Annotated in this window: 21 protein-coding genes; 7 read left to right on the top strand and 14 right to left on the bottom strand. The window is 62.5% G+C overall.

What is annotated here, in order from left to right:
- Nucleotides 1-14: 14 nt before the first annotated feature.
- The 4 genes from BLT85_RS15385 to lptM are packed head-to-tail and all read right to left on the bottom strand — an operon-like array spanning nucleotide 15 to nucleotide 2954.
- Nucleotides 15-719 carry a DUF484 family protein gene (locus tag BLT85_RS15385; RefSeq protein WP_093396605.1) on the bottom strand — a complete coding sequence of 235 codons (705 nt, stop codon included), beginning with the start codon at nucleotides 717-719 and terminating at the stop codon, nucleotides 15-17.
- Entirely contained in the window at nucleotides 716-1546 is an 831-nt protein-coding gene (dapF, locus tag BLT85_RS15390) for a diaminopimelate epimerase (RefSeq protein WP_093396606.1), read from the bottom strand. Before dapF ends, BLT85_RS15385 begins: the two co-directional genes overlap by 4 nt.
- A gap of 1 nt (nucleotide 1547) precedes the next feature.
- The gene (lysA, locus tag BLT85_RS15395) at nucleotides 1548-2801 is read right to left on the bottom strand and encodes a diaminopimelate decarboxylase (RefSeq protein WP_093397830.1); all 1254 of its coding nucleotides are present in this window, start codon (nucleotides 2799-2801) and stop codon (nucleotides 1548-1550) included.
- Between the two features lie 6 nt (nucleotides 2802-2807).
- Nucleotides 2808-2954, bottom strand: a complete 147-nt coding sequence (lptM, locus tag BLT85_RS15400) for an LPS translocon maturation chaperone LptM (RefSeq protein WP_093396607.1) — start codon at nucleotides 2952-2954, stop codon at nucleotides 2808-2810.
- 105 nt (nucleotides 2955-3059) lie between these two features.
- Here lptM and cyaY point away from each other — a divergent pair, with 105 nt between their 5' ends.
- Complete coding sequence (gene cyaY, locus BLT85_RS15405; RefSeq protein ID WP_093396608.1) at nucleotides 3060-3398, top strand: iron donor protein CyaY; 339 nt, start codon at nucleotides 3060-3062, stop codon at nucleotides 3396-3398.
- Nucleotides 3395-3574: a DUF1289 domain-containing protein gene (locus BLT85_RS15410; protein ID WP_093396609.1), complete on the top strand. Its 180-nt coding sequence runs from the start codon at nucleotides 3395-3397 to the stop codon at nucleotides 3572-3574. The genes cyaY and BLT85_RS15410 overlap by 4 nt, the downstream gene beginning before the upstream one ends.
- Here the strand turns inward: BLT85_RS15410 and BLT85_RS15415 are convergent, their stop codons facing one another.
- The gene (locus BLT85_RS15415; RefSeq protein WP_231701496.1) at nucleotides 3575-6412 is read right to left on the bottom strand and encodes a class I adenylate cyclase; all 2838 of its coding nucleotides are present in this window, start codon (nucleotides 6410-6412) and stop codon (nucleotides 3575-3577) included.
- 10 nt (nucleotides 6413-6422) lie between these two features.
- Nucleotides 6423-6659 (bottom strand): TIGR02647 family protein, encoded by a 237-nt coding sequence (locus BLT85_RS15420; RefSeq protein ID WP_093396611.1) that lies wholly within the window; start codon nucleotides 6657-6659, stop codon nucleotides 6423-6425.
- 183 nt (nucleotides 6660-6842) lie between these two features.
- Here BLT85_RS15420 and BLT85_RS15425 point away from each other — a divergent pair, with 183 nt between their 5' ends.
- On the top strand, nucleotides 6843-7502 hold the full coding sequence (locus BLT85_RS15425; protein ID WP_093396612.1) for a glutathione S-transferase: 660 nt from the start codon (nucleotides 6843-6845) through the stop codon (nucleotides 7500-7502).
- A 42-nt stretch (nucleotides 7503-7544) separates the two neighbouring features.
- Here BLT85_RS15425 and BLT85_RS15430 read toward each other — a convergent pair whose 3' ends face one another.
- The 4 genes from BLT85_RS15430 to BLT85_RS15445 form a co-directional block, all read right to left on the bottom strand.
- Nucleotides 7545-9452 (bottom strand): beta-ketoacyl synthase, encoded by a 1908-nt coding sequence (locus BLT85_RS15430; protein WP_093396613.1) that lies wholly within the window; start codon nucleotides 9450-9452, stop codon nucleotides 7545-7547.
- Nucleotides 9453-9650: 198 nt separating this feature from the next.
- Nucleotides 9651-10013 carry a cupin domain-containing protein gene (locus BLT85_RS15435; RefSeq protein WP_093396614.1) on the bottom strand — a complete coding sequence of 121 codons (363 nt, stop codon included), beginning with the start codon at nucleotides 10011-10013 and terminating at the stop codon, nucleotides 9651-9653.
- A 207-nt stretch (nucleotides 10014-10220) separates the two neighbouring features.
- Complete coding sequence (locus BLT85_RS15440) at nucleotides 10221-11717, bottom strand: CoA-acylating methylmalonate-semialdehyde dehydrogenase (protein WP_093396615.1); 1497 nt, start codon at nucleotides 11715-11717, stop codon at nucleotides 10221-10223.
- Between the two features lie 214 nt (nucleotides 11718-11931).
- On the bottom strand, nucleotides 11932-13275 hold the full coding sequence (locus BLT85_RS15445; RefSeq protein ID WP_093396616.1) for an aspartate aminotransferase family protein: 1344 nt from the start codon (nucleotides 13273-13275) through the stop codon (nucleotides 11932-11934).
- Nucleotides 13276-13469: 194 nt separating this feature from the next.
- Between BLT85_RS15445 and BLT85_RS15450 the strand changes: the two genes are divergently transcribed.
- Both BLT85_RS15450 and BLT85_RS15455 read left to right on the top strand, forming a co-directional pair.
- On the top strand, nucleotides 13470-14969 hold the full coding sequence (locus BLT85_RS15450; RefSeq protein WP_172829838.1) for an aldehyde dehydrogenase: 1500 nt from the start codon (nucleotides 13470-13472) through the stop codon (nucleotides 14967-14969).
- A gap of 2 nt (nucleotides 14970-14971) precedes the next feature.
- Nucleotides 14972-16123, top strand: coding sequence for an MFS transporter (locus BLT85_RS15455; RefSeq protein ID WP_093396618.1), 1152 nt, complete (start codon nucleotides 14972-14974; stop codon nucleotides 16121-16123).
- A 7-nt stretch (nucleotides 16124-16130) separates the two neighbouring features.
- On the opposite strand, the gene BLT85_RS15460 is transcribed toward BLT85_RS15455, so the two are convergent.
- The 4 genes from BLT85_RS15460 to BLT85_RS15475 all read right to left on the bottom strand — a co-directional run bounded on the left by BLT85_RS15460 (nucleotide 16131) and on the right by BLT85_RS15475 (nucleotide 23124).
- Entirely contained in the window at nucleotides 16131-18203 is a 2073-nt protein-coding gene (locus BLT85_RS15460) for a TonB-dependent receptor family protein (protein WP_093396619.1), read from the bottom strand.
- 31 nt (nucleotides 18204-18234) lie between these two features.
- Nucleotides 18235-19449 carry an osmoprotectant NAGGN system M42 family peptidase gene (locus BLT85_RS15465; protein WP_093396620.1) on the bottom strand — a complete coding sequence of 405 codons (1215 nt, stop codon included), beginning with the start codon at nucleotides 19447-19449 and terminating at the stop codon, nucleotides 18235-18237.
- Nucleotides 19450-19472: 23 nt separating this feature from the next.
- The gene (ngg, locus tag BLT85_RS15470; RefSeq protein ID WP_093396621.1) at nucleotides 19473-21224 is read right to left on the bottom strand and encodes an N-acetylglutaminylglutamine synthetase; all 1752 of its coding nucleotides are present in this window, start codon (nucleotides 21222-21224) and stop codon (nucleotides 19473-19475) included.
- Nucleotides 21225-21351: 127 nt separating this feature from the next.
- Nucleotides 21352-23124: an N-acetylglutaminylglutamine amidotransferase gene (locus BLT85_RS15475; RefSeq protein WP_093396622.1), complete on the bottom strand. Its 1773-nt coding sequence runs from the start codon at nucleotides 23122-23124 to the stop codon at nucleotides 21352-21354.
- Between the two features lie 253 nt (nucleotides 23125-23377).
- Between BLT85_RS15475 and BLT85_RS15480 the strand changes: the two genes are divergently transcribed.
- Nucleotides 23378-23845, top strand: coding sequence for a MarR family winged helix-turn-helix transcriptional regulator (locus BLT85_RS15480; protein ID WP_093396623.1), 468 nt, complete (start codon nucleotides 23378-23380; stop codon nucleotides 23843-23845).
- Nucleotides 23846-24012: 167 nt separating this feature from the next.
- The gene (gene gabD / locus BLT85_RS15485; protein WP_093396624.1) at nucleotides 24013-25473 is read left to right on the top strand and encodes an NADP-dependent succinate-semialdehyde dehydrogenase; all 1461 of its coding nucleotides are present in this window, start codon (nucleotides 24013-24015) and stop codon (nucleotides 25471-25473) included.
- Nucleotides 25474-25518 lie beyond the last annotated feature (45 nt).

Genomic DNA, 25518 nt, shown 5'->3' on the forward strand with positions numbered 1-25518 from the left:
AGCTGCCGTGTGCATCAGGCTCTGGCTTCGTCAGCCATCGGCCGCTGGCGCAACAATACGCGCGCCAGAGCGTCTGCCACATAGCCGAGAAACAGGGTGCCGGTAGCGCCCTTGTAGTGGTTGGCATCACGGCTGCCCAGTGCGAGCACGCCGTGGGAGCCCTGGTGCTGGATCGGCGCCAGAGCGGTCGACGCAACTTCGTTGCCATGCCGGCCGAACAGGAAGGTCAGTTCGTCAGGGCGCAGGATGCCGCTCAGAGGCTTGCCGCTATCGAGCAGATGGCCTATGGCTGCCCGGGCTTCGCTATGCGGCACACAGCGAGCATTGGAAAAACGTCCGGCTTCGCTGAACAGGATCAGGCTGACGAAGGGCACCTGGAAGTCGTCGCGCAAACTGTCTTCTATGCTGGCGATCAGTTCTTCCATGCTCTGCGCCTCGAGCATGCTCAGAACGAGCCTGCGGCTCTTCTCGAACAGGCGGTCGTTTTCCCTCGCCACATCCATCAGATGGTCCAGTCGATGGCGCACGTCGATGTTGCGCTCGCGCAGTAGCTTGACCTGCCGCTCGACCAGCGAGACCGCTTGCCCAGGAAGATGCGGAATGAATAACTCGGGCAAAAGCTCGTCATGTTCGGCAAAGAAGGTCGGGTGCTGGCGCAGATAATTCGCGACCTGCCTGGCGTCGAGCTCCTGGTCGGGTCGCTGCGGTGTGTCTGTCATACGCGTATCTGCCCCTCGTATACCCGAACTGCCGGGCCGGTCATCATTACCGGTTGGCCCGGGCCAGCCCACTCGATTTGCAGTGGTCCGCCGGGCAGCTCGATTGTTACCGGCGAGACCACATGTCCGGCTCGGATGCCAGCGACGGCAGCGGCACAGGCGCCGGTGCCGCACGCCTGTGTTTCGCCAACGCCGCGTTCGAACACCCGCAGGCGTGCGTGATGCTTGTCGACGATCTGCATGAATCCGGCGTTGACCCGCTTGGGGAACCGCGCATGGTTTTCGAACAGAGGCCCGAGCTGCGCCAACGGCAACTGCTGCAGATCGCTGACCAGCGCCACGCAGTGGGGGTTGCCCATCGATACAGCGGCAACGTCGTACAGCTGTCCGTCGACTTCCAGCGGATAGGTGAGAGCTTCCTGATCGGCCTGAAACGGGATATCTGCCGGAGTGAAGCGCGGCGCGCCCATGTTGACTGTCACCTGACCATCGTCACGCACCGACAGGGTAATCAACCCCCCGGACGTCTCGACGTGGATCTCCGATTTGGCGGTCAGGCGTTTGTCCTGCACGAAGCGGGCGAAGCAGCGCGCGCCGTTGCCGCACTGTTCGACCTCGCTTCCATCGGCATTGAAGATGCGGTAACGAAAGTCGACATCCGGCTGACCCGGCGGCTCGACGACCAGCAACTGGTCGAAGCCGATACCGGTATGCCGGTCGCTCCATTGACGAATCAGACGTGGCGACAATTGTGCTTGCTGTGTCACCAGGTCGATGACCATGAAGTCATTGCCGAGGCCGTGCATTTTGGTGAATCGCAACAGCATGTCAGGCCTCGGGTAGCAGGGACTCGCCGGCAAACAGCTCGCTGACGGTCTCGCGGCGGCGCACCAGGTGCGTGGTGCCGCCGTCAACCATGACCTCGGCGGCGCGCCCACGGGTGTTGTAATTCGAACTCATGACGAAACCGTAGGCGCCGGCGGAACGCACCGCGAGCAGATCGCCTTCGGCCAGCGCCAGCCGACGATCCTTGCCGAGGAAATCGCCTGTTTCGCACACCGGGCCGACTATATCCCAGTCGAGCGCGGCGTCGTCGCTGCGCGGGCGAACCGCGTCGATACCCATCCAGGCGCTGTACAGGGCCGGGCGGATCAGATCGTTCATGGCTGCGTCGATAATCGCGAAGTTCTTGTGCTCGGTCGGCTTGAGCAGGTTCACGCGAGTGAGCAACACGCCAGCGTTGGCAACGATGGAACGGCCCGGCTCGAACAGCAGTGTCAGGTTGCGACCGGCGACCATGTCGCTGACCTTGCGCAGGTAGTCGCCAGGCGCGGGCGGTTGCTCGTCGCGATAGGTCACCCCGAGTCCACCGCCCAGGTCCAGATGCTCGACGCGGATGCCGTCCGCAGCCAGCTGATCGATCAGCGCCAGCAGACGCTGCAGTGCATCGATGAAAGGCGCGTCATCGGTGAGCTGCGAGCCGATATGACAGTCGACACCGACCACGCGGATGTTCGGCAGATCAGCGGCACGGCGGTACACGGCCGGAGCGCTGACGATATCGATGCCGAACTTGTTTTCCTTGAGGCCCGTCGAGATGTACGGATGGGTGCCGGCGTCCACGTCAGGATTCACCCTCAGCGATACCGGGGCCTGTACGCCCAGCTCGGCGGCAACCTGCTGCAGACGCTCCAGCTCGGGAGCGGACTCGACGTTGAAGCAGTGGATGCCGACCTCGAGCGCGCGATGCATTTCGTCGGCCGTCTTGCCCAGGCCTGAGAACACCACGCGGGACGGATCACCACCAGCAGCCAGGACGCGCTCCAGCTCGCCGCCGGAGACGATGTCGAAGCCGGCTCCCAGCCGAGCCAGCAGGTTGAGCACGGCCAGATTGGAGTTGGCCTTGACCGCGAAGCACACCATGTGCGGGACATCACGTAGCGCGTTGTCCCAGGCCTTCCAGGCGCTTTCGATGGCCTGGCGCGAGTAGACGTAGCAGGGCGTGCCGTACTGCCTGGCGATGGCCGACAGCGCTACTTCTTCGGCATGCAGTTCGCCTTGGCGATAATCAAAAGCTGTCATGCGCAATCATTCATCCGTCGGTTGCTGGTTGAGTTCTTCCTGCGCAGGCGGGACAGTCTCGGCCGGCGTCTGCTGTGGCAGGAACAGCGGGCCCTTCTGACCGCAACCGGCGAGCAGGATGAGGCCGGCAAGGATGAGGAAGCTCGGTTTCATGATGAAATCCTGTTGAAAAACCAAAGATATCCGGCAGTATACCCAGCCGTCCGGTTCGGCGCACCCGCGCTACGCCGGCCAGATGAGCGGACGAGAGAACAAGGCATGCATGAGCTGAGTGAAGCAGCATTCAACGAGCAGGTCGATCGAATCCAGGATCTGATCGAACATGCAGTCGACGATTGCGGTCTGGACCTTGAAATGGACCATGTCGAAGGGTCGCTGATTCTGCGTCTTCCCGAATCCGGGCGCATCGTCATCGGCCGTCAGCCGGCGTCGCGCGAGCTGTGGGTCGCTACCCCGTCGCGGACCCTGCATTTCGGTTACCTGCCGGACCAGGGGTGGTTGCATGACGGCGAAGGAGAATCGCTTGGCGAGGTATTGTCGCGCGTACTCAGCGACCTCACTGGCGACGAGGTCGAACTGGATGTCGACGAACATTGAGCCAGCCAGCCGGTAGACAGCCCTCCCCCTGTGTCCGTCAATGCTGTCTGGATGCCGATCAGTGCCTGGGCTGCGGTCGGCTGATGCCGGAAATCCTCGAATGGGCCGCTGCCTCCGACGCTCGTCAGCAGCAGATCATCGTAGCCGCGCGGGCGCGCAAGCAGCGTCGCGGCTGATCAGCGCCGCTGCGCCTCGAGCGCCGCGTTGAGCGTGTCTTCCAGCTGTTGTCGGTAGCGTAGATATTGCACGGTATGCAGGTTTCCGGTCTGGTCGAGCACGGACAGGTCCAGATCGGTGATATAGCACGGGTAGACTTCCAGGCTGCGGCGACGACCTAGAATGTGTCGTGCGGCGGCTGCGTACAGCTGATCGCCGTATTCAAGCTGGGAAAACTCGCTCTGGTCACAGAAGATGGTCACGCTCAGTTGCTGACGGTCCGCCGGCTGGGCGATGGCCTGGACCGGGAAGTAGTCGGTCTCGATTCCCTGGGCAGCCACCGCTATCGGTTCAACGTGAAGCGGTCGGCCATCGCTCGGCGGCTGGATCCGGTACACCAGCACCTCGCCTTCACCCAGGCTGCTTTCCAGTGTCATGCTCGCCTGGCGGCGCAGACGGATGCTGTGCAGAAACCGCAGCATGGGTAGCAGCAACGTGCGTTCGTCGCGGTACGGCTGGCGGCTACGCCAGAATGCGCCGCGCTCGTCGAGCACGCTGACCTCGGCCAGGTTGCCCGGCAGCAAACGGTAGAAAACCTGAATGCGGCTGGGGATATCGTGCTGTAGCACGGTGCCGATATCCTGCCCGGGCAGCGCGTAGCCATCGAGGGCGAGCCGGCTGTAGCTGGGCCGCGCCGTGCCGAGATAGCGCATCAGGCGCTCCTGGTCCGGCAGCTCGGTAAGCTCTATTCCGTCCGCGCGCTGCTCCAGTACGTTGAAGTGATTCTGCACCTGAATCAGGAAGCGCCCTGGCGGATCGTTCAACACATTCGTGGCAGCGTCGCGAAACAGCCCCTCGACACGCTCGGCGATCGCCGCTGAACGATTTCGGCAGAAGCTGCGCGCGTGCAGCTCTGGTACGCGCCCGTTTTCCCGGCCCTTGTTCAGATAATCGGCAAGCGCCAGCAGGCAGGCATCCTCCCCTTCGAAGCGCGTCACCATCAGTTCGTTCCAGCTGTTGAGGGCGATCTGGTCGATGCTGCGGATCAGGTTGTCGCGTAGCCCGGAATAGCCCAGCGCATCGGTATGGCTGCTGATCAGATGAACGTTTTTCTGGCTCGCGCCGGGCATCGGGTCTAGCCCGACATTGACCAGCAGCAGAATCTGACAGGGCTGCGCGGCCCGGAGCAGAGCGGCTTCGGTGAGGGCCGGCAACGGCAGCGGAAAGAGCTGCTGCATGCTGGTCATCAGTTGGTTCACTTCGAACTCGGTCAGGTCGCTGCTGCCCGGATGCACGGCAAAACGGGTCGCGGCGTCGGCAAGCCCGTTGCGGTGAGCCCAGGCGAGGAGTTCGATGAGGTGTTGGGTCCGCTTGATGGGCGGCTGGTCGGACAGTTCGCCGATGCCCAGCGTGCCGTGGTACAGCGACCAGTTTGGCTGAGCCTGATCGCCGCGCAGGGCGAGGGTCAGCAGATCTTCGCTGATATCCGGTGCGATGCCCGGGTTGACCACCTCGACCTTGCCCGCTTTGCGCTCGAAGGCAGCATAGAGCCTCCGGCCGAGCAGTGACAGGTCGCGGCTGGTGATGTTGTTGATCACGCCGTGGCTGCGACCAAAGTGCGACAGCAGGCGATAGCTATGAGTCAGTTCGCGAACCAGTTGGCGGCGCTCCTGGGCAACCTCTCGCACGCGCCATTCATTGCGGGCATCCATCTGCTGGAGCTGACGTGGCCCCCACTGCCACTCGCGCACCAGCTTTTCCATCAGCGTGCGCTTCCAGCTGAGCGTGCCGCTGCGCCGGCTCAGACGCACGTCGGCCTTGATGTACAGACAACGTCGTATCAGCTCCAGCCGTTCCGTTTCGCCGCGCGACAGCAGGTAGCTCTCCAGACGCCGATAGAGCATGACGTAGGGGTCGAGCTCATCCACATCCAGCCGGTTGGCGTACACGGCGCGCTTGAAGTCGAGACTCAGACACTGGGCCTGGGGATGCTCGCTGGCGTACACCTCGGTCAGCACCAGTTTCAGCACTGACTTGTAGGGTGATTCGATGCCCTTGTACAGCTGCCAGAGACCGGCGCCCACGTATTCGCCGGCCGGAATCTGTGCAAGGTGGCCCAGGTCGAGACTTTCATGCTGTCGGATGAAACGCTTGTCGATCAGCTGGCGGGTGTAGTCCGGATAACCGGCTTCTTCGTAATCCGGGACCAGCCACCACAGGGGAAAGCGGCCGCCGAGAAGGACGGCGGTACGGTAAAACTCGTCGAGCAACAGATAATGCTGGCTGCTGCCGCAGTCCTCCGTGCTCAGTTCATTGTCGCGATCGCCACGGGCGAAGCTTGCCGGGTTGACCAGATGAAAGTGCGCTTCGCAGCCCTGGGTTGCCGCCCAGTCGGTGATCAGCTGGCATTTGCTGGCCAATTCCGCCACGGCAGGTGTAGCCAGATCGGGCGCATGACAGACCCAGATGTCGAGGTCACTTTGATCGGATTGGGCAATGGTCCCGCCACTGCCCATCAGATACAGCGCCTGGATCTGATGGCTGAAGCCGGCCGGATGACGTCGATAGGTAAAGCTGCGCGACAGCGCCTGAGCGCTCAGCAACTGCTGCGAATCGGGAGTGAAGCCCGGCAGGCCGAACGGCGTCTGCCGCGACACGTAGCCAGGCAACAGGGGATGGTTGACGTCGAAGAGCAGCGGAATCAGCTGCAATACCGTGTGTTGGCGCGGCCCTAGAGCCTGCTCGACGCGGCGTAGACGCTTCTGGTTGACTTCCATGAAGCGCCGGTAGAGCGTGGCGAGCGTCTTCCGGTCGATCCCTTCGCTGATCAGCGGCCGAATTTCGCCACGGTCCTGCACCTGGGTTATCTCAACGCGTGCGCAGAATGGTAATCAGCGTTTGGGCGTGCTCGGCAGCATCCAGGCCAAGGCTGGTCAGGTAGCCGCCGTCAGGCAGGCTGGTCAGGCCGCGTTCGTGCAACCGCGCCGCTGCTGCCACGGTCTCCGGGGAGGCATCGTGGTCGTGAATTTTCAGGCCTTCGCGGGTATTGCTCAGGTTGAACTGGTTGAGCAGATTGATTTCGGCGACTTCTTCGGGCGTGAGCATGGTGGGCGGCACCTCTTGGGGAGAACTGCTTTTTCCGCAGTCTAGCGTTAAATCGCGGTCAGGTGGTGGCCAATCGCAGGGTTCGACAGGGCTCATTCAGTCGGCTGATGGCTATGGACCTTTGGGTCTCGGGGCGATACAACGGAACGTCGCACTCACCCAATCAGATAATGGAGACACCGCATGCTTACCCTGCACGGATTCAACGTCAGCAACTATTTCAATATGGTCAAACTGGCGCTGCTGGAAAAGGGCGTGGACTTCAAGATCAACGTGGTGCATCCCAGCCAGGACGAGGCGTTTCTCAAGATCAGCCCGCGCGGGAAGGTGCCCTGTCTGGAAACCGAGCATGGCTGTTTCAGCGAAACCAACGTGATTCTGGAATACCTGGAAGAAACCCAGCGGGGCAAGCCGCTGTTGCCGAAGGATCCCTTCGAGCGGGCCAACGTCAGAGCGCTGGCCAAGGAAATCGAGCTATATATCGAACTGCCGGCTCGATCCTGCTACCCGGAAGTCTTTTTCGGTGGCAAGGTCGATCAAGCCATCAAGGACAAGGCCAAGGCCGATCTGCTCAATGGTGTGGCCGCGTTGAAACGGCACGGTGAGTTCTCGCCCTACGTGGCGGGTAACGACATGACTATCGCCGATCTAATGTTCCTGTACAGTATCGATCTGGCTTCGATCGTGGCGAAGAAGGCGTTCGGCATAGACTTGCTGGCCGACTTTCCCGAAGCGAAAGAACTGCTCGAGCTGCTCGGCAGGAACCCGCATGTGCAGCAAATCGAAGCGGACAAGAAGGCCGAGATGGCCGCCTTTGTCGCGGCTGCCCAGGCCAAGCGCTGAGAAGGGGTTAATCTGGCTGCGCCTTCACCGCAGGCGCAGCCCTCAGTCGATCATGTCGCCGAAGCGGTCGTCCTTGCGGAACACCAGCGGCTGATCGAAACCCGGCACCTTGATTTCTGTCGTGGTAATCCGCAGCTCGCGGTCATCGATCATGTCGTTGCCGAAGTTGTAGATGATGTCCAGCTGACCCTTCAACGCGCGTAAATCATAGGCCGTAGCCGCAGCTCGGGTCGTCTCGCGGCGCGCGGCATACTCGTTGTACGTGGCTTCGCCATGACGCTTGCGCAGCATGCGCTCGACCACGCTGGGCGCCAGCACCACGGCGCTGGCATTGTTGCCACCGAACCCTTTGGAGTTGATGAAGCAGACCTCCAGCGGATCATCGCTGCGCATCAGGTCGCGGTTGCTGATGCGCAGGTGTTTTTGATGCACGTCACCGGCCACCTCATCGATGGTCTTGATGCCCGGCACGATCTGATACTTGAAGGTGCCCAACGCCGAAGCCAGCTGGTCGGCGCTGGCGCTGGCCAGTGAATGGCCGACGAATGCCTTGGCCGCGGCGATTGGCCAGTCAGCAATGCCGAAGGCGTCGGCGATGCGGTCGAGCAGTTCGGACTCGGTGACCCGGTTGGCCGGGGTGCTGGAGCCGTGTGCATGCACGAAACTGCGGCTGCGCACACTCGCCTCACCGACGACCTGCATGGCGCTGTGCACGGCCTTGGCCATGGTCAGGTAGTTGCCCGGTCCCGGCGCGGAAATGGACTTCTTGAAGCCGTCGGCATTGATGAACACATCAGTCACTGCGCCGTGAATATCGGCGCCGAGCTCCAGCGCCAGCTCGTCATCCATCAGCAGGAAAAACTGTGCCGACTCGGCCAGAGTGAAGCCGCAGTTCTGGCTGAACGGACGGCTGGCGCGTCGGAAATCCACGTCATCCCGGCCCTCGATGGCTCGCAGTCCGTCCTCGGTGGCCAGGGCACCCATGGCGCCATACCCTTCGATACATTCCTGGGTGACCGGCGCTTCGCCGTTACCCACCAGCACCACGCGTGCGCGGCCGCTGGTAATCATCTCGGTGCCTTTTTGCAGGTTGTACAAAAAGCTCGCGCAGGCGCCGGTGATCGCGCCAGTGGTGCCGACGCTGCCGAGGATGTACGCGTTGATGAAATCGGCGGGCATGCTGTTCAGGCCCAGCGCGAGCTGCTTGGCACTCACCCGGTTACCCTTGAGGCGCGACTGCATCAACCCGCCGAAGCTGTTCTCGTCCAACTGGCTCATGGCGCTGCTGGCGAAAACGGCGATTTCGTCCGGCTGGACATGATTGACGATGGTCTTCCACTCCAGCCCGGTGGAGCGCAGCGCATCGGTCGCCGCGATGATGGTCATCTGCAGGCCGCGCGGGTGGAAGCGAGAAGCGTAGAGTTCGGCCGGGTCGAAGCCGCTGGGCAGCTGACCGGCGGATTTCACCGGTAGCGGACGATAGCTATCCAGTTTCATGTCGCAGCCGTCGTACATGGTGACCATGACTTCGGTCTCGTTCAGCGGCTCGACCGCCCAGTCCGAGGGCAAGGGCTCGGGGAGCTGTTTGGCCAGGGTCATGAATGAGAACGGCTTGCCTGCCTCGCCGGTGACCGTCAGATTCTTCTGCCAGTGCGCGGCGTCCACGTCGAGGTAGCGCTTTTCGATGCGCCGGACCAGGGTGCCTTCCAGAATGGTTTCGCCGAACCGCGCCTCGATGTCCGCAGGCGTGAGCACGCCGCGTTCTTCGTCGAGGTATTGCCCATCCTCCACGCTTACCAGTTTCATCATCACCGCCAGGCCGGCCAGGGTTTCCTGGCGTTCGGTAGCGGGAAGCGACTCCACCACAGTGCGGCGGAAGCCATGGTGAAACGAACTGCGGCCGGCGGCGTTGTAGCCACCGAAGCCGACGATTACGGGCAAACGCGACATCTTCGCAAGACTCCTGGCAGTACCCTGGCTCCGCTGGAGCGCGTGGCTGATCCCGTCGCTACGGAATCCTGATCGGGGGTCGCGGGGGACCATCAGCCTGGGCATGAATTGTGGGTTCGAATGCTTATGCTGACGAAGACTGTAACCGTTCGGTCACGTTTAGACCATGCTGTTTCTGACGCGTGACGGGCGGATACCTTACTTCGCCGGTTCGTAGATAACGTAGACCTTGCGTGTACGCGTGACCACTTCCCAGGTACCGCTAAAGCCCGCTGGAATCACTAAGCGGTCACCGGTGCGCACGGTGCGGGCATTGCCCTGTTCGTCGCGCAGGATCGATTCGCCTTCGAGGATCTCGCAATACTCGTGCTCGCTATAGCTGATCGACCATTGGCCTGGCTCGGCTTCCCATACGCCGGTCGAAAATTGTTCGTCGGGGCTGGAATAGTGATTGCGCACGTTCTGGGCGGGGTCGCCCTTCAGAATTTTTTCCGGGGCCGGACGGTAGTGTTCGGCTGGGGTTGGGGAGGTGGCGAAGTCGATGATTCGGTCGAGTGGCATGCGCATTCCTGGGTAAGTTGTTTGCGCGTTTCGGCGCCATTGGTGCCATCGGTGCGGCGAGGGTCACTCCTGCTGGACACGCACGAGTACGTCCATGTAGCTCGCTGTGCCCATCCCTGGGCACAGACGGTCCAGCAGGAGGGCCCCTCGCCACACCTGCTCAGCTTGTCAGTCGCCTGCTGGTTCGCATGGGTCAGCTTGAGGTCGTCACTTCATCGTCGGCATCACGAACTCGGCACCCGAACGAATCCCGGTGGGCCAGCGGGAGGTAATCGCCTTGCGCTTGGTATAGAAGCGCACACCATCGGGACCATGCATGTGCAGCGGTCCGAACAGTGAACGCTTCCAGCCGCCGAAGCTGTGAAACGCCATGGGCACCGGGATAGGCACGTTCACGCCGACCATGCCGACCTGGATGACATTGCAGAACTGGCGGGCCGCATCGCCGTCGCGAGTAAAGATCGCCGTGCCGTTGCCGTATTCGTGCTCGTTGATCAGCTTCACGCCGGTAGCGAAATCCGGCACACGGACAATGCACAGCACCGGGCCGAATATCTCTTCGCGGTAGATGGTCATCTCCGGCTGAACCTTGTCGAACAGACAGCCACCCATGAAGTAGCCGCTTTCCAGCCCTGGCACCCTGGTTTCACGACCGTCGACGACCAGTTCGGCGCCTTCGTTGACGCCCTGATCAACAAACCCCTTCACCTTTTGCAGGTGTTGCACAGACACCAGCGGACCCATCTCCATGCCCGGGCTCATGCCGTCGCCGATCTTGAGCGCCTTGACCTTCGGGCTGAGCGCGGCCACCAGCTTGTCCGCTACCTCGTCGCCAACAGCTACCGCGACAGAGATCGCCATGCAGCGCTCGCCGGCACTGCCATAGGCTGCGCCCATCAGCGCATTGACGGTCTGATCAAGGTCCGCATCGGGCATCACCAGCATATGGTTCTTGGCGCCGCCGAGCGCCTGCACGCGCTTGCCGTGTTCGCAGCCCTTGGAATAGATGTACTCGGCGATCGGCGTGGAGCCGACGAAGCTCACCGCCTGGATGTCCGGGTGCGTCAGCAATACATCGACCGCTTCCTTGTCGCCATTGACCACGTTGAAAACACCATCCGGCAGGCCTGCTTCGGTAAGCAGTTCGGCCAGGCGCAGCGGTACACTCGGGTCTTTCTCGGAGGGCTTCATGATGAAGGTGTTGCCGCAGGCAATAGCGATCGGGAACATCCACATGGGGACCATCGCCGGGAAGTTGAACGGGGCGATGCCCGCTACCACGCCCAGCGGTTGATTGACCGACCAGGCGTCGACCCCTCCGCCGACCTGCTCGGTGTGCTCGCCCTTGAGCAGGTGCGGAATGCCGCAGGCAAACTCGACCACTTCCAGGCCGCGTGTCAGCTCGCCCTTGGCGTCATCGAACACCTTGCCGTGCTCACGGGTGATCAGCTCGGCCAGCTCGTCGGCATGCGCCTCGAGCAATGCCTTGTATTTGAACAGAACGCGCGCACGGTTCAGCGGTGTGGTCGCCGCCCACGCCGGGAACGCCTGCTTGCCGGCTTCGATGGCCTGCTCGACTTCGGCAACGCTCGCCAGCGAGACTTCGCCGCGTGCTTCGCCGGTGGACGGCTGGTAGGTGGTCTGGGTGCGGGCGCTGGGCGCGGTGCGCTGGCCGTTGATGTAGTGGGTCAGTTGCAGGGTCATGCGTCATCCTTCCTGGTAATCCGTGCAGTCGCACCGATCGTAGAGTTTTGTGGGGTAGCGTCGAGGCGGTCCGGCTGGTTCGGACACGCAGCGAGTACGTCCATGTAGCTCGGCGGTGGCATCCTTGCCACCGACGGTCCGCCCCAGCCGAACCGCCTCGACGCTGTCAGGATCCGGCGCGGCGATCAGCGCTCACCAGACCCTGCGGCTCACGTCATTGGGTGCGCTTTATCACTTTGCCCAGTGCCTCGACCAGCTGGTCGATATGGGTCTTTTCGGTAATCAGGGGTGGCGACATGGCAATGATGTCGCCGGTGCAGCGAACCATCACGTCACCTTCCCAGTAACAGCTTTCGAATACGTCATATCCGCGCGTGCCCGGCGCGCCGTCGCGGCTGGCCAGATGTACCGCGCCGACCAGTCCGGCGTTGCGAATGTCGATCACGTTGGGCAGACCCTGCAGGCTGTGCAACGCTTCCTGCCAGTAGACTTCCAGCTCGCGCGCCCGGGTCAGCAGGCCGTCACGCTGGTAGATATCCAGGGTCGCCAGCGCAGCGGCCGCAGCCACCGGGTGGCCGGAATAGGTGTAGCCGTGGAAGAATTCGATGACATGATCGGGCCCGTGCATCAGCGCATCGTGGATGTCCCTGTTGACGAACACCGCCCCCATCGGGATCGCGCCATTGGTCAGGCCCTTGGCCGTGGTCATGATGTCGGGTGTGACATCCCAGCGCTGCGCAGCGAAAGGTTCGCCCATGCGGCCGTAACCGGTGATCACTTCGTCGAAGATCAACAGGATGCCGTGTTTGGAGGCGATCTCGCGTAGCCGCTTGAGATAGCCCTGCGGCGGAAGAATCACACCGGCGGAGCCGGACATCGGCTCGACGATCACCGCAGCGATGTTTTCCGCCCCGTGCAAGGTGACGATCTTTTCCAGATGGTCAGCGAGTTCCGCGCCGTGCTTTGGCAGTCCGCGAGTGAAGGCGTTGCGCTCCAGGTCCAGCGTATGCGGCAGATGGTCGACGCCAGGCAGCTGGGCTCCGAAAGCCTTGCGGTTGTTGACCATGCCGCCCACCGAAATACCGCCGAAGCCCACGCCGTGGTAGCCGAGTTCGCGACCGATGAAGCGGGTGCGGGTGCCTTGCCCGCGGGCGCGATGGTAGGCCAGCGCGATCTTCAAAGCGGTATCGACGGACTCCGATCCGGAGTTGGTGAAGAACACCCGGTCCAGGCCTTCCGGCGTGATATCGGTCAGACGCTCGGCAAGCTCGAATGCCAGAGGATGGCCCATCTGGAAGGTGGGAGCGAAGTCCATCTTGTTGATCTGCCGGGCCACCGCTTCGGAAATTTCCTTCCGACCGTGACCCGCGTTGCAGCACCAGAGGCCGGAAGTGCCATCCAGCACCTGGCGCCCCTCGGCGTCGGTGTAATACATGCCTTCGGCGCTTTCCAGCAGGCGCGGGCGCGCCTTGTATTGCCGGTTGGCGGTGAAAGGCATCCAGAATTCGTCGAGACTCTGGTTCGACGGAGCGCTGGCGGGGTGCGGCAAGCTGTTCATGAAACCTTCCCGGGTCAGACCGTGCAGTGGCGGAAGAATGGTCCGAGTTTATGTCAAAAATAACAAACGAAAAAGACCGTTAGCCCGCAATATGTCAAAAATATTGAATTTTCTGAACCCTCTGGTTTACTGTGTTTCGATCTTCAAACACAGACCGGCGACGTCTATCGGACGTTCCGCAGCGAGGCATGGACATGGCAAGCACATCGACTCTGGCAGATTGGCAACAACGCGCCGCAAGCCTGGACATCCAGGGGCAGGCCTTCATTAATGGAGGCTACCAGTCAGCGGCGGACGGCGAAACCTTCGACTGCATCAGTCCTATCGATGGACGGGTGCTCGGCCAAGTGGCCAGCTGCGGTCCGGCCGATGCCGAGCAGGCGGTGGCTGCGGCCCGACAGGCTTTCGATTCCGGCGTCTGGTCGCGGCTGGCACCGGCCCAACGCAAGCAGGTGATGATTCGCCTGGCCGATCTGATCGAGCAGAATGCCGAGGAGTTGGCGCTGCTGGAAACGCTGGACATGGGCAAGCCGATCAGTGATGCCCTGGCCGTCGACATGCCGGCCGCCGCACGAGCACTGCGCTGGAGCGGCGAGGCGATCGACAAGATCTATGATGAAGTCGCAGCCACAGCGCATGACGAGCTCGGCCTGGTCACGCGCGAGCCAGTGGGTGTGGTCGCGGCCATCGTGCCGTGGAATTTCCCGCTGTTGATGGCGTGCTGGAAGCTTGGCCCAGCGCTGGCTACCGGCAATTCAGTGATTCTCAAGCCCTCCGAGAAGTCACCCCTGACAGCGATTCGTCTGGCCCAGTTGGCCATCGAGGCCGGTATTCCGTCAGGCGTGCTCAACGTACTGCCAGGCTACGGGCACACCGTGGGCAGGGCGCTGGCGTTGCACATGGACGTCGATACCCTGGTCTTCACCGGCTCAACCCGCATCGCCAAGCAGCTGATGATCTATGCCGGCGAGTCGAACATGAAGCGCGTATGGCTCGAGGCTGGCGGCAAGAGTCCGAACATCGTCTTCGCCGACGCACCGGATCTGGATGCGGCGGCGCAAGCAGCGGCCAGCGCCATCGCCTTCAACCAGGGCGAGGTGTGTACGGCCGGATCGCGGCTGCTGGTCGAGTCGTCGATCAAAGATATGTTCGTCGAGAAGGTAGTCGCCGCACTGAAAGCCAGCTGGCAACCGGGGGATCCGCTTGACCCCGTCACCACCGTCGGCGCGCTGGTCGACACCACGCAGATCGAGACCGTCATGCGCTATATCGAAGCCGGCCAGGCGGACGGCGCGACGCTCAAGCTTGGCGGGCGCCGGGTAATGCAGGAAACCGGCGGCCTGTTCGTCGAGCCGACGCTGTTCGATGGTGTGACCAACCACATGCGCATCGCCCGCGAAGAGATTTTCGGTCCGGTGTTGTCGGTGATCAGCTTCGATACGTTCGAGGAAGCCATCGCCATCGCCAACGATACCGTTTACGGGCTCGCCGCAGCGGTCTGGACCAGCGACCTGTCGCGCGCGCATCGTGCGGCCAAGGCGCTGCGTGCCGGCAGTGTATGGGTCAATCAATACGACGGCGGCGACATGACCGCGCCGTTCGGGGGTTTCAAGCAGTCCGGTAACGGCCGTGACAAGTCGCTGCACGCCTTCGACAAGTACACCGAGATCAAGGCGACCTGGATCAAGCTCTAGCCATGCGCTGGGGCACTTATCTTATCGTCACCTCGGCGGTGGTCATCGTCGGGTTGGCGATGGGGATCACCTTGCCTTTGGTGTCGCTGCGCCTGGACGGCTGGGGTTATGACGCCTTCGCCATAGGTGTCATGGCAGCCATGCCGGCGATTGGGGTACTGCTCGGTGCCAAGATTACCGGCACGCTGGCTGGCTGGCTGGGTTCGGAGCCTTGCATGCGCGCGGTGATGGTGGTCAGCGCTGCCTCGGTGATCCTGCTTGCCCTATGGCCTAGCTATTCGGTGTGGTTGGGGCTGCGACTGCTCCTTGGCGTGTCGCTGACGATCACCTTCGTTCTCGGTGAAAGCTGGATCAATCAGCTGGTCGAGGACCGGTTGCGGGGGCGGCTGGTGGCGGTGTACGGCAGCGCTTTTGCGGTCAGCCAGCTTTGCGGACCCCTGCTGCTGAGCCTGATCGGCACCGAGGCAGACACTGGTTTCTGGCTGTCCGTCGGGTTGCTCGGGCTCGGCTTTATTCTGCTGTTGCTGGTCAATGGCGCGCCACGTGTCGACGCGCATAGCGCCAACAGCCAGGGCATCTTCAGCTTTGTGCGCACCCTGCCCGCGGTGGCCTGGGCCATCATGCTGTTTGCTGCCTTCGAGGCGATGACGCTGACGTTGTTGCCGGTGTATTTCCTGCGCGAAGGATTTGCTCAGGCACTGGCGCTGATCATGGTCAGCACCGTGGTGGTCGGGGACGCCGTATTGCAGGTGCCGATCGGCTGGCTGGCGGACAAGTTCTCGCGTACCGCACTGTACCGTGTATGCGGGCTGGTGCTGGTAGGCAGCAGCCTGGCGCTACCTGTGCTGTTGCATACGCCGCTGATCTGGCCGGTACTGGTGTTGTTCGGGGCGAGTGCAGGCGGGTTGTATACGCTGTCGCTGATTCTGGTCGGCCAGCGCTATCGCGACGACGCGCTGGTGCGCGCCAACGCGCATATCGCTCTGCTGTGGGGCGCCGGCTGCCTGCTCGGTCCGCTATCTACCGGCGCCGCCAGCAAATGGCTGAGTAGCCACGCGCTGCCGGGCCTGATGGCGATCGGCGCGCTGGGCTTCGTTTTACTGGCATGGCGGCGTGGTGCGTTCGCTGAGCTGGCGACGCCAGCTCAGCGATAGGCCCGTCTCAACGCCACTGGTACTGCAGGCTCAGGCCAGCCAGCCAGTTGCGCTCCAGGGCCGGCTCATAGAAACGCCCGCCGGGGCCGTTCACGATCAGCGATCCGATGTACTCCTTGTCGCCCAGGTTATCCACGCGGACGAAGGGTTCCACTGCCCAGCCGGCCACTTCGTGACGGTAGGCTGCGCGCCAATTGAACACGGCATAGCCTGCGGCCTGATCTTCGTTGGTGTCGTTGGCGTAACGCTCGCTCAGGCCCTGCGCCTCGATGGCGGTGATGAACCCGGTACCGGGCGGCTGCCAGGCCAGTTCTGCGAACAGGCTGTGGTTGGGTACACCGGGTAGATCGTTGCCCGACAGGTCGCCGTCTCCGGTGTTGTAACGATGGAAGCGCGCCTGCACGTAGGTGTAGGCGGCATAGGCGCTCACGCCGTGATCGAAGCGCTGTTCAAGCGCCAGCTCGAAGCCCTTGCGAGTGGACTCGGCGGCGTTCGCGTAGGTGGAGCGCTCCGTTACCAGCTGGTCCGGCCCGGTGACAATTTCATCATCGACGCTGGTATGGAAGATCGCGGCGCTCACCGAAGTCCTTTCCCGGCGAAGCTTCAGCCCGATCTCGCTGTTCAGCGAGCGCGCCGGCGAGAGCGCGAAATTGAGGCCGCTACCCTCGGGCCGGTAGGCCAGTTCCTGCGCGGTGGGCGTCTCGAAGCCCTGACCGACCGCCGCATATACGCTAAGCGCGGGCGTCCACTGATAGCTCAGCCCCAGCGCTGGGTTGGTCTGTTCGTAGAGCACGCTGCCGCTGTCATCGTTGCCATCGCTGAGATAGTCGTCTTCCGATTCGAATTCGACCTGGCTGTGACGCAGGCCGGCGGTCATGGTCCATTTCGGTGCCAGCGTCCAGGTGGTGATGAAGTAGGCATCCTGCCCGTCGACGCGATTGAACTCGTCGCGCTGCAGCGCGCCCTTAACGCCCAGTTCGTTGACGAAGCCCAGACGATCCTCGCCCTGATAGTCGTAAGTCAGGCCGGCGGCGAGCTCGACCGGCAGGCCGAACGCCTCGCTCTGGCGCTGCCAGCCGATTTCACCGCCACCGAAGGTGCGATCCAGCTGGATCACGCCACCGCCAGCAAACTCGCCGCTGCCCGGAAACGCCAGATACTGCTGCACATAGCGCTCGCCGCCGTAGACCATGACGGTGATTTCGTCGTCATTGGCCAGGCGCCGCTGATAATTCAGACCGGCCTGATTGTGGCGAACCGTCTTGCGTGTGTTGAAGCGATACGCATTGCTGACTGCCTGCTGGCGATCCTCACGCAGAGCCTCTTCGGTCAGGCCGAGCGGATCCTGCGTTTCCGGCTGGTCGAGGCTGTTGATCAGGAGGGTCAGGCTGGAGGCATCGTCGATGTCCCAGCCCAGCCGCAGGTTGGCCAGATCACGGCGGGTGTCGCTGTGATCGCGGTAACCGTCGGTTTCCAGGCGCGAGACGTTGGCCTGAATGTTCAATGGCCCGTGTTGGCCGCCGTAACGCAGGCGCGAGCGCCACAGTCCATCGCTGCCGATCGCGCTGCGGTTTTCGAGCGTCGGATAGAACGGCGCTTCGCCAGTGAAGCCCTGGACGATGCCGCCGGACGCATTGCCATACAACGCCGCCAGCGGCCCGCGCAGTACTTCGATCCGCTGCAGTGAGTCCAGATCGAACAGCGCCGGCTGGCCCTGACCGTCAGGCATGGTCAGCGGGATGCCGTCCTGTACCAGACGTACGCCGCGCACGCCGAACTGTGCACGCGCGCCGAAGCCGCGCGAGGATATCTGCAGATCCTGGGCATAGTTCTGGCGGTTCAGCGCGACGATGCCCGGCACCCGTTGCAGGGCCTCGGATATGTTGGCTCCGGCAGTCTGCGGTTGCAGGCGATCACCGCTGACGGTGTCGCGGGCCAATGGCAGGCGGATATCGTTCTCGGAGCGTTCGCTGCCGAGCACGACCTGGGTCGGTAGGCTCAATATCCGGGCATCGGTTTGAGCGGACGCTGCGGCACTCAGCGTGAGCAGTGGAAATACGATGATCAGGCGACATTTCATCAGGCAGATGTTCCTTCCCGGCAAGGCCGGCTCAGTCCTTCTTTTCAATATGGCGTTCCGGCTCGTGTGCTTCGGAGGCAAAGACCTCTTCCAGCGGCGGCAGAACGGTTTCGTTTCCGGTTACGGTATCCGGGGACAGCTGGCCGTGGAAGTTCTCCAGCGGCGGATCAGTGCGCTCGTCGTGCTCGAACATCGGCGGGCTGTAGACATACGCGACCAGCAGCCTGGTCAGCGCCTCGAGGCTGTCGCGGTGCGTGCGTTCATACCCGTGTGTAGCATCGGTGCCGAAGCCGATCAGCGCGATGCGGGTGTCGGTACCCGAGCGGATCGCCGATTCGGCATCGCTGTGGTAGTAACGAAACAGGTCGCGTCGCACCGGGATCTCGTCACGGTGGCACAGGCTCAGCAGATGGCGGGTGAGATGGTAGTCGTAAGGCCCGCCGGAGTCCTGCATGCACAGCGTCACGCAGCGCTCATGCGTGCTCTGGCCCGGTGCGGAGGGAGCGATATCCACCCCGACGAATTCGCTCACATCCCAGGGCAGGGCCCCGGCCGAACCGGTTCCGGTTTCCTCGGTGATGGTGAAGATCGGATGGCAGTCGACAGCCAGCAACTCCCCACGGTCGACCACTTGCTTGATCGCCGTCAGCAGGATGGCCGCGCCGGCCTTGTTGTCCAGGTGGCGCGAGCTGATGTAGCCATTCTCGGTGAACTCGGGCAGCGGGTCGAAGGCAACGAAGTCGCCGACATTGATGCCCAGTTCGAGCGTCTCGGCGCGGCTGGTGGTGTGCGCGTCGATGCGCAGCTCAACGGTGTCCCAGTTTACCGGGAGCGTATCCACGCCTTCGTTGTACGCGTGACCAGAGGCCATCAACGGCAGCACGCTGCCTCGCAGGCACCCGTTGTCGCCAAAGATGCTTACGCGGCTGCCCTCGGCAAAGCGGCTGGACCAGTGGCCGATCGGAGCGAGCTCAAGCCGACCGTTTTCCTTGATCCCGCGAACCATGGCGCCAATCGTGTCCAGGTGTGCGGCAATGGCACGGTCCGGCGAAGGCCGCTTGCCCTTGAGGGTGGCGCGGATGGTACCGCGTCGGGTGAGTTCGTAAGGGACGCCCATGGCGTCCAGGTGCTCGGCGACATAGCGCACTACGCCGTCGGTGAAGCCGGTCGGGCAAGGAATTGCCAGCATTTCCAGCAACGTGCGCTCAAGATAGGCCATGTCCGGCCCCGTGTGCGCGTGAGTCATTGAGTACCTCCGTTGGTCTCCGCTCATGGGTTGGTACGGCTGAGCGGGAACAGCAGATCGATGAAGCGCTCTGCTGTGGGCTGGGGTTCATGATTGGCCAGCCCAGGCCGTTCGTTTGCTTCGATTATCACGTATTCAGGCGGGTCGACGGCAGGCACTAGAAAGTCCAGGCCGACCACCGGAATCTGCAGCAGCTCCGCTGCCTTGATCGCATCGTCGCGTAGCCGCGGATGCAGCTGATCGGTCACGTCGATCAGTACGCCGCCGGTGTGCAGGTTGGCGGTGCGGCGGACGAACATCTGCTCGCCAGCCGGCAGCACGTCGTCCATCGAATAGCCCTGTGCTTCCACCGTACGGCGGGTCTCGTCGTCCATCGGGATGCGGCTTTCCCCGCCGGTTGCGGCTTGACGTTTGCGGCTCTGGCGTTCGATCAACTGGGTGATGGTGCGGTTGCCGTCGCCGCGAATTTCCGCCGGCCGGCGGATCGCCGCGGCAACCACCTGATAGTTGATCACCAGGATGCGCAGGTCGTCACCCGGGTGATAGCTCTCCAGAAGCACCTCACTGTCATAGTGTCTGGCTGCCTCGATGGCTTCTTCGAGCTCGGCGGTATCGCGAATATCGACCGAAATGCCTTTGCCCTGCTCGCCATTGTTCGGCTTGACCACCACCGAGCCGTGCTCCTGAAGGAACGCAGCATTGCTGTCGGCTTCGGCTGCCACGCGAAAGCTCGGCGTGCTCAGACCGGCGCGCTCAAGCGTGCGGTGTGTCAGGTGCTTGCTCTGGCAATAGGTCATGCTGACGGCGCTGGTCAGATCGCATAACGACTCGCGGCAGCGGATCCGGCGAGCGCCCTGGGTCAGCACGAAGATTCCGGCTTCGGCGTCCTGGATAGTCACCTCGATGCCGCGCCTTCTCGCCTCGCGAGTGATGAGGCGGGCGTAGGGATTCAGTTCCTTGTCGGTGTCGGGACCGATGAACAACGACTGATTGATGGTGTTCTTGCGCTTGATGGTGAACGTGCGCAGCTTGCGAAAGCCGAGCTTGCGATACAGCGCCTTGGCCTGCTTGTTGTCGTGCATTACCGACAGATCCAGATAGGTGCAGCCGCGGCTCATGAAATATTCCACCAGATGTCGCACCAGCGCTTCGCCAACCCCCTGGCGCGGGGTGTTGGCGTCGGCCGCCAGGCACCACAGGCTGGAACCGCGCTCGGGGTCATCGAAGGCGCGCTGATGGTTGAGCCCCATCACAGTGCCGATGATGTCGCCGGTATCTTCGTCTTCCGCCAGCCAATAGCTCGGTCCACCCTTCTCGCGAGGCGTGATCCGCTCAGGGTCGACCTTGACCATGCCTGCTGCGCCATACAGCGTATTGATTGCCGTCCAGTCCTCGTCGTCCTGCGGTCGGCGAATCATGAAACCGCGCACACCGTTGTGCGGCGGACGGTAGTCACTGAACCACAGCCTCAGGGTGTCCGAAGGATCGAGAAACAGTTGCTGAGGAGCGTACGACAGCACCACCTGGGGGTCGGCGACATACAGCGCGATGTCCCGTTCGCCGGGCTTCTCGTCGAGAAGCGTGTTGGCCAGCACTTCGTTATCGGCGAAGGTGTGCCCGACCAGCAGCCGACCCCAGCCGCACTGCAGCGTCACGTTCGGGCGCAGACCGGCATTGTCCACGCCCTGTTGGGCGTGGCCGGCGCGGAGGCCTTCATACGTGGGCGCCTGGCCGCGCATCAGCCTGTGCTGATCGGAGGGTTGGTGCTTGGTCATGTCGGGTCGTCCTCACCTGTTGGAATGCTGATCGAACGGCCTGGGACGGGGTCTATCGGGGCGTCGCATGTGTTCAGGCTGTCAGCCATCCTGACCATGCGTGGCGGGCAAAGTGCCCGCCCTTTTGTCACAGCCCGTGTGCGTCCAGCCAGAGTCCGAGGACGGCCAATTGCCACAATTTCGATCCCCGCAGCGGTGTGATGTGACTCTTCGGGTCGCTCAACAGCTTCTCGACATAATCTGGGTTGAAAAGCCCGCGCGCCCGAGCACGTTCGCTGGTGAGTGCCTCCCGTACCCATTCCAGCGTGCTGCCTTCCAGATACTTGAGCCCCGGAACCGGGAAGTAGCCCTTGGGACGATCGATGACCGCCGCCGGGATAACCTTTCGCGAGGCCTCCTTGAGTACATACTTGCCCTCGTCCGGCAGTTTGAAGCGACCCGGCACGCGGGCGGCGAGTTCGACCACCTCGTGGTCGAGGAACGGAACACGAGCCTCCAGACCCCAGGCCATGGTCATGTTGTCCACGCGTTTGACCGGGTCGTCGACCAGCATCACCGTGGTGTCCAGACGCAGCGCCTTGTCCAAGCCGCTGCTGGCGCCCGGCTGGGCGAAGTGATCGCGGATGAACTGGCCGGCATAATCTTCCTGAGCCCATTGCGGCATTACGGTCTGGCGATACTCATCGAAGCTGCGATCCATGAAGGCTTCCTGGTAGGCGCGCACCGGGTCGCTTGCCTCGTCCACCTTCGGATACCAGTGATAGCCAGCGAAGATTTCATCGGCCCCCTGGCCGCTTTGCACCACCTTGCAGTGCTTGGATACTTCGCGGGAAAGCAGGAAGAAGGCGATGTTGTCATGGCTGACCATCGGCTCGTTCATCGCCTTGAAGGCGTAGGGCAGCTCGGAAAGGATCTCCTGCTCGGGAATCATCAGCTGGTGATGGTCCGTAGCGAAATGCTCGGCAATCAGATCCGAGTACTTGAACTCGTTGCCGGCCTCGCCGTTGACGTCGGCAAAGCCGATCGAGAACGTCTGCAGCTTCTCTGCGCCGGCTTCGCGCAGCAGACCGACCAGCAGGCTCGAGTCAACGCCGCCGGAGAGCAGCACGCCGACATCCACTGCAGCCAGATTGCGGCGCTTGACCGAGGTGCGCAGGGCATCGAGCACACGATCCTGCCACTCATCGAAGGACAGATCCTTCTCGTCATCGCGGGCGCCGTAGGGCAGATCCCACCAGCAACCGGTCTGTTCGCTGCCGTCTGCTTCGATACGCATCCAGTGTGCCGGTGGCAGCTTCTGTACGCCTTTGAGGATGGTGCGGGGCGCCGGCACCACCGCATGGAACGACATATAGTGATTCAGCGCCACCGGATCGAGCGAGGTGTCGACATCGCCACCTTGAAGGATCGCCGTGAGGCTTGAAGCGAAGCGCAGACGCTGCCGGGTACGGCTCAGGTACAGCGGTTTGATGCCCAGTCGGTCCCGGGCCAGGAACAGACGGTTGGCGTCGCGCTCCCAGATCGCCAGCGCAAACATCCCGTTCAGGCGTGGCAGAAGTTTCTCGCCCCAGGCGTGATAGCCCTTGAGCAATACTTCGGTATCGCCGCCGGAAAAGAAGCGGTAACCCAGGCCTTCGAGTTCGGCGCGTAGCTGCGGATAGTTATAGATCGCACCGTTGAAAATCATCGACAGGCCGAGCTCGGCGTCGACCATGGGCTGGCCTGACGCTTCGGCCAGATCCATGATTTTCAGTCGGCGATGGCCGAAGCCGATCGGCCCGTGTGACCACAGCCCGGCGCTATCCGGGCCGCGCTGCGTCATGTGGTGCGTGGTTCGGTCCAGCGCACCCATATCGACGGGGCGACCGTCGAAGCGAAACTCACCTGCTAGTCCACACATGTTTTGCTCATCCTTTCAAATCCGGTTGATCAGAAAATGACCTGATCAGTTGGCGAACAATTTAAACGGCAAATACTTTGATGTCAAAGTAACGATGGTGTAGCATTTTGCCAATTCGACTCGGCAGGCTACTGTTTTCGCGCAAGCGAAGCGGCGACGTTTGCGCTTTGATCGAATATCTATTTATTACTGGAATATTTAGAGTGTATGGCAAAATGCATTCCTTTCTAGGGTGCAATGCCGGGAGCAGACTATGCACATGATGCACGACCTTTACCTCGGCCTCCGCCGGCTACAGCGCGCCAGTGAGATCCATGCCAAGCGGCTCGGCCGGCACAGCGGCCTGACGCCAATCCAGCTGTTGATCCTGCATAGCATCAGAGCCATGGGCGAAGGCACCTTGGGCGACCTGGCCAAGCAAGTCAGCGTTTCCCAGGCCACGTTAAGTACAATCATTGACCGCCTGGAGAACCGAGAGTTGCTGCAACGTATTCGCAGCAAGAGCGACAAGCGCAAGGTTCACCTTGCTCTGTCTGATAAAGGCGTCGCGGCGATTCAGGCCGAGCCGGCTTTGTTGCCAGCGGAATTCCTTGACCGTTTCAGCAAGCTTGCCGACTGGGAGCAGCTGATGCTGCTGGCGAGTCTGCAGCGTGTCGCCGGCCTGCTGGAAGCCGATCAGCACGGCACGCCGGAACTCTTCGACAGCGAAACGGCGGCCTGAGCCGGGGCTCCTTGCCTCCGCGCCTGCCTTCCTTGCTGACCGGCCGTAACGCGGCCGGCTGTCGTCTTTCCTTTCACTTGCCTGATCCGCTCGCTCGGCATAGCATTGTTTGATATTTCAAACACGCTTGTAGCAAATGCGTTACGTCTGCCCAGCCGGAGATCATCATGCAATTGAACGCCCCCGCCTTGTTTCGCCAGCAGGCCTACATTGATGGTCGCTGGTGCGAAGCCGACAGCGGCACCCGGACCGATATACGCAACCCAGCCAACGATGAGCGACTCGGCAGCGTGCCGAATATGGGTCGCGCTGAAACCGAGCGTGCCATTCAGGCTGCGCAGGCGGCCCAGCCCGCCTGGCGCAAGCGCACCGCGAAGGAACGTGCTGCAGTGCTGCGCAAATGGTTCGAACTGATGATGCTCCACCAGGAAGATCTGGCGCGCATCATGACCGCCGAGCAAGGCAAGCCACTGGCCGAAGCGCGTGGCGAAGTCGCCTACGCAGCCTCCTTTCTGGAGTGGTTCGCCGAAGAAGCCAAGCGCGTCTATGGAGACGTGATTCCCGGCCACCAGCCGGACAAGCGCATCATCGTGCAGAAAGAGCCGATCGGCGTCGCTGCGGCGATCACGCCCTGGAATTTCCCTGCCGCCATGATCACTCGCAAAGTGGGCCCGGCGCTCGCCGCCGGTTGCGCCATGGTGCTCAAGCCGGCGCCCCAGACGCCGTTTTCGGCCCTGGCTCTGGCGGCGCTCGCCGAGGAAGCGGGTTTGCCGGCAGGTCTGTTCAGCGTCATCCCAGCAGATGTCAGCCAGTCCAGAGAAGTCGGAGCCGAGCTGTGTGCCAACCCGATCGTCCGCAAGTTGTCCTTCACCGGTTCCACCGCGGTGGGTGTAAAGCTGATGGAGCAATGCGCGCCGACCCTCAAGAAGCTGTCTCTCGAACTCGGCGGTAACGCGCCCTTCATTGTCTTCGACGACGCGGATCTCGACGCCGCAGTCGAAGGTGCGATGATCTCGAAATACCGTAATGCCGGCCAGACCTGCGTCTGTGCCAACCGTATCTATGTGCAGGACGGCGTCTACGATGCGTTTGCCGAAAAACTTGTCGCGGCGGTCAGGGAGCTGAAAGTCGGCGATGGCTCGCTTGCCGGCATCACCACCGGGCCGCTGATCAATGCCGACGCGGTGAAGAAGGTCCAGGCGCACCTCAAGGACGCGCAGGACAAGGGCGCCAAGGTATTGGTCGGCGGCAAGCCGCATGAACTGGGAAGGTTCTTCTTCGAGCCGACGGTGATCACCGATGTCGACAGCAGCATGCTGGTTGCACGCGAGGAAACCTTCGGGCCGCTGGCGCCGTTGTTCCGCTTTAGCGATGAGGCTGATGTGATCCGCCAGGCCAACGATACCGAGTTCGGCCTGGCTGCGTATTTCTATGCTCGCGACCTGGGCCGCGCATTCCGGGTAGCCGAGGCGCTGGAATACGGCATGGTCGGCGTCAACACTGGGCTGATCTCCAATGAGGTCGCGCCGTTTGGCGGTATGAAAGCTTCCGGGCTGGGCCGGGAAGGCTCGAAGTACGGCATCGAAGAATACGTCGAGATCAAATACGTGTGTCTGGGCGGGATCTGATTGCGGACTGCGGCGCGGCCGGCCCGCCAATCGCACAAGCTGACC

The organism is Halopseudomonas xinjiangensis, assembly GCF_900104945.1.
GTDB classification, from domain to species: domain Bacteria; phylum Pseudomonadota; class Gammaproteobacteria; order Pseudomonadales; family Pseudomonadaceae; genus Halopseudomonas; species Halopseudomonas xinjiangensis.

What these genes read in the sequence shown, in the direction of transcription:
- BLT85_RS15385 (WP_093396605.1), bottom strand. Translation starts at nt 719, where the DNA reads ATGACAGACACACCGCAGCGACCCGACCAGGAGCTCGACGCCAGGCAG.
- dapF (WP_093396606.1), bottom strand. Translation starts at nt 1,546, where the DNA reads ATGCTGTTGCGATTCACCAAAATGCACGGCCTCGGCAATGACTTCATG.
- lysA (WP_093397830.1), bottom strand. Translation starts at nt 2,801, where the DNA reads ATGACAGCTTTTGATTATCGCCAAGGCGAACTGCATGCCGAAGAAGTA.
- lptM (WP_093396607.1), bottom strand. Translation starts at nt 2,954, where the DNA reads ATGAAACCGAGCTTCCTCATCCTTGCCGGCCTCATCCTGCTCGCCGGT.
- cyaY (WP_093396608.1), top strand. Translation starts at nt 3,060, where the DNA reads ATGCATGAGCTGAGTGAAGCAGCATTCAACGAGCAGGTCGATCGAATC.
- BLT85_RS15420 (WP_093396611.1), bottom strand. Translation starts at nt 6,659, where the DNA reads ATGCTCACGCCCGAAGAAGTCGCCGAAATCAATCTGCTCAACCAGTTC.
- BLT85_RS15425 (WP_093396612.1), top strand. Translation starts at nt 6,843, where the DNA reads ATGCTTACCCTGCACGGATTCAACGTCAGCAACTATTTCAATATGGTC.
- BLT85_RS15430 (WP_093396613.1), bottom strand. Translation starts at nt 9,452, where the DNA reads ATGTCGCGTTTGCCCGTAATCGTCGGCTTCGGTGGCTACAACGCCGCC.
- BLT85_RS15435 (WP_093396614.1), bottom strand. Translation starts at nt 10,013, where the DNA reads ATGCCACTCGACCGAATCATCGACTTCGCCACCTCCCCAACCCCAGCC.
- BLT85_RS15440 (WP_093396615.1), bottom strand. Translation starts at nt 11,717, where the DNA reads ATGACCCTGCAACTGACCCACTACATCAACGGCCAGCGCACCGCGCCC.
- BLT85_RS15445 (WP_093396616.1), bottom strand. Translation starts at nt 13,275, where the DNA reads ATGAACAGCTTGCCGCACCCCGCCAGCGCTCCGTCGAACCAGAGTCTC.
- BLT85_RS15450 (WP_172829838.1), top strand. Translation starts at nt 13,470, where the DNA reads ATGGCAAGCACATCGACTCTGGCAGATTGGCAACAACGCGCCGCAAGC.
- BLT85_RS15455 (WP_093396618.1), top strand. Translation starts at nt 14,972, where the DNA reads ATGCGCTGGGGCACTTATCTTATCGTCACCTCGGCGGTGGTCATCGTC.
- BLT85_RS15460 (WP_093396619.1), bottom strand. Translation starts at nt 18,203, where the DNA reads ATGAAATGTCGCCTGATCATCGTATTTCCACTGCTCACGCTGAGTGCC.
- BLT85_RS15465 (WP_093396620.1), bottom strand. Translation starts at nt 19,449, where the DNA reads ATGACTCACGCGCACACGGGGCCGGACATGGCCTATCTTGAGCGCACG.
- ngg (WP_093396621.1), bottom strand. Translation starts at nt 21,224, where the DNA reads ATGACCAAGCACCAACCCTCCGATCAGCACAGGCTGATGCGCGGCCAG.
- BLT85_RS15475 (WP_093396622.1), bottom strand. Translation starts at nt 23,124, where the DNA reads ATGTGTGGACTAGCAGGTGAGTTTCGCTTCGACGGTCGCCCCGTCGAT.
- BLT85_RS15480 (WP_093396623.1), top strand. Translation starts at nt 23,378, where the DNA reads ATGCACATGATGCACGACCTTTACCTCGGCCTCCGCCGGCTACAGCGC.
- gabD (WP_093396624.1), top strand. Translation starts at nt 24,013, where the DNA reads ATGCAATTGAACGCCCCCGCCTTGTTTCGCCAGCAGGCCTACATTGAT.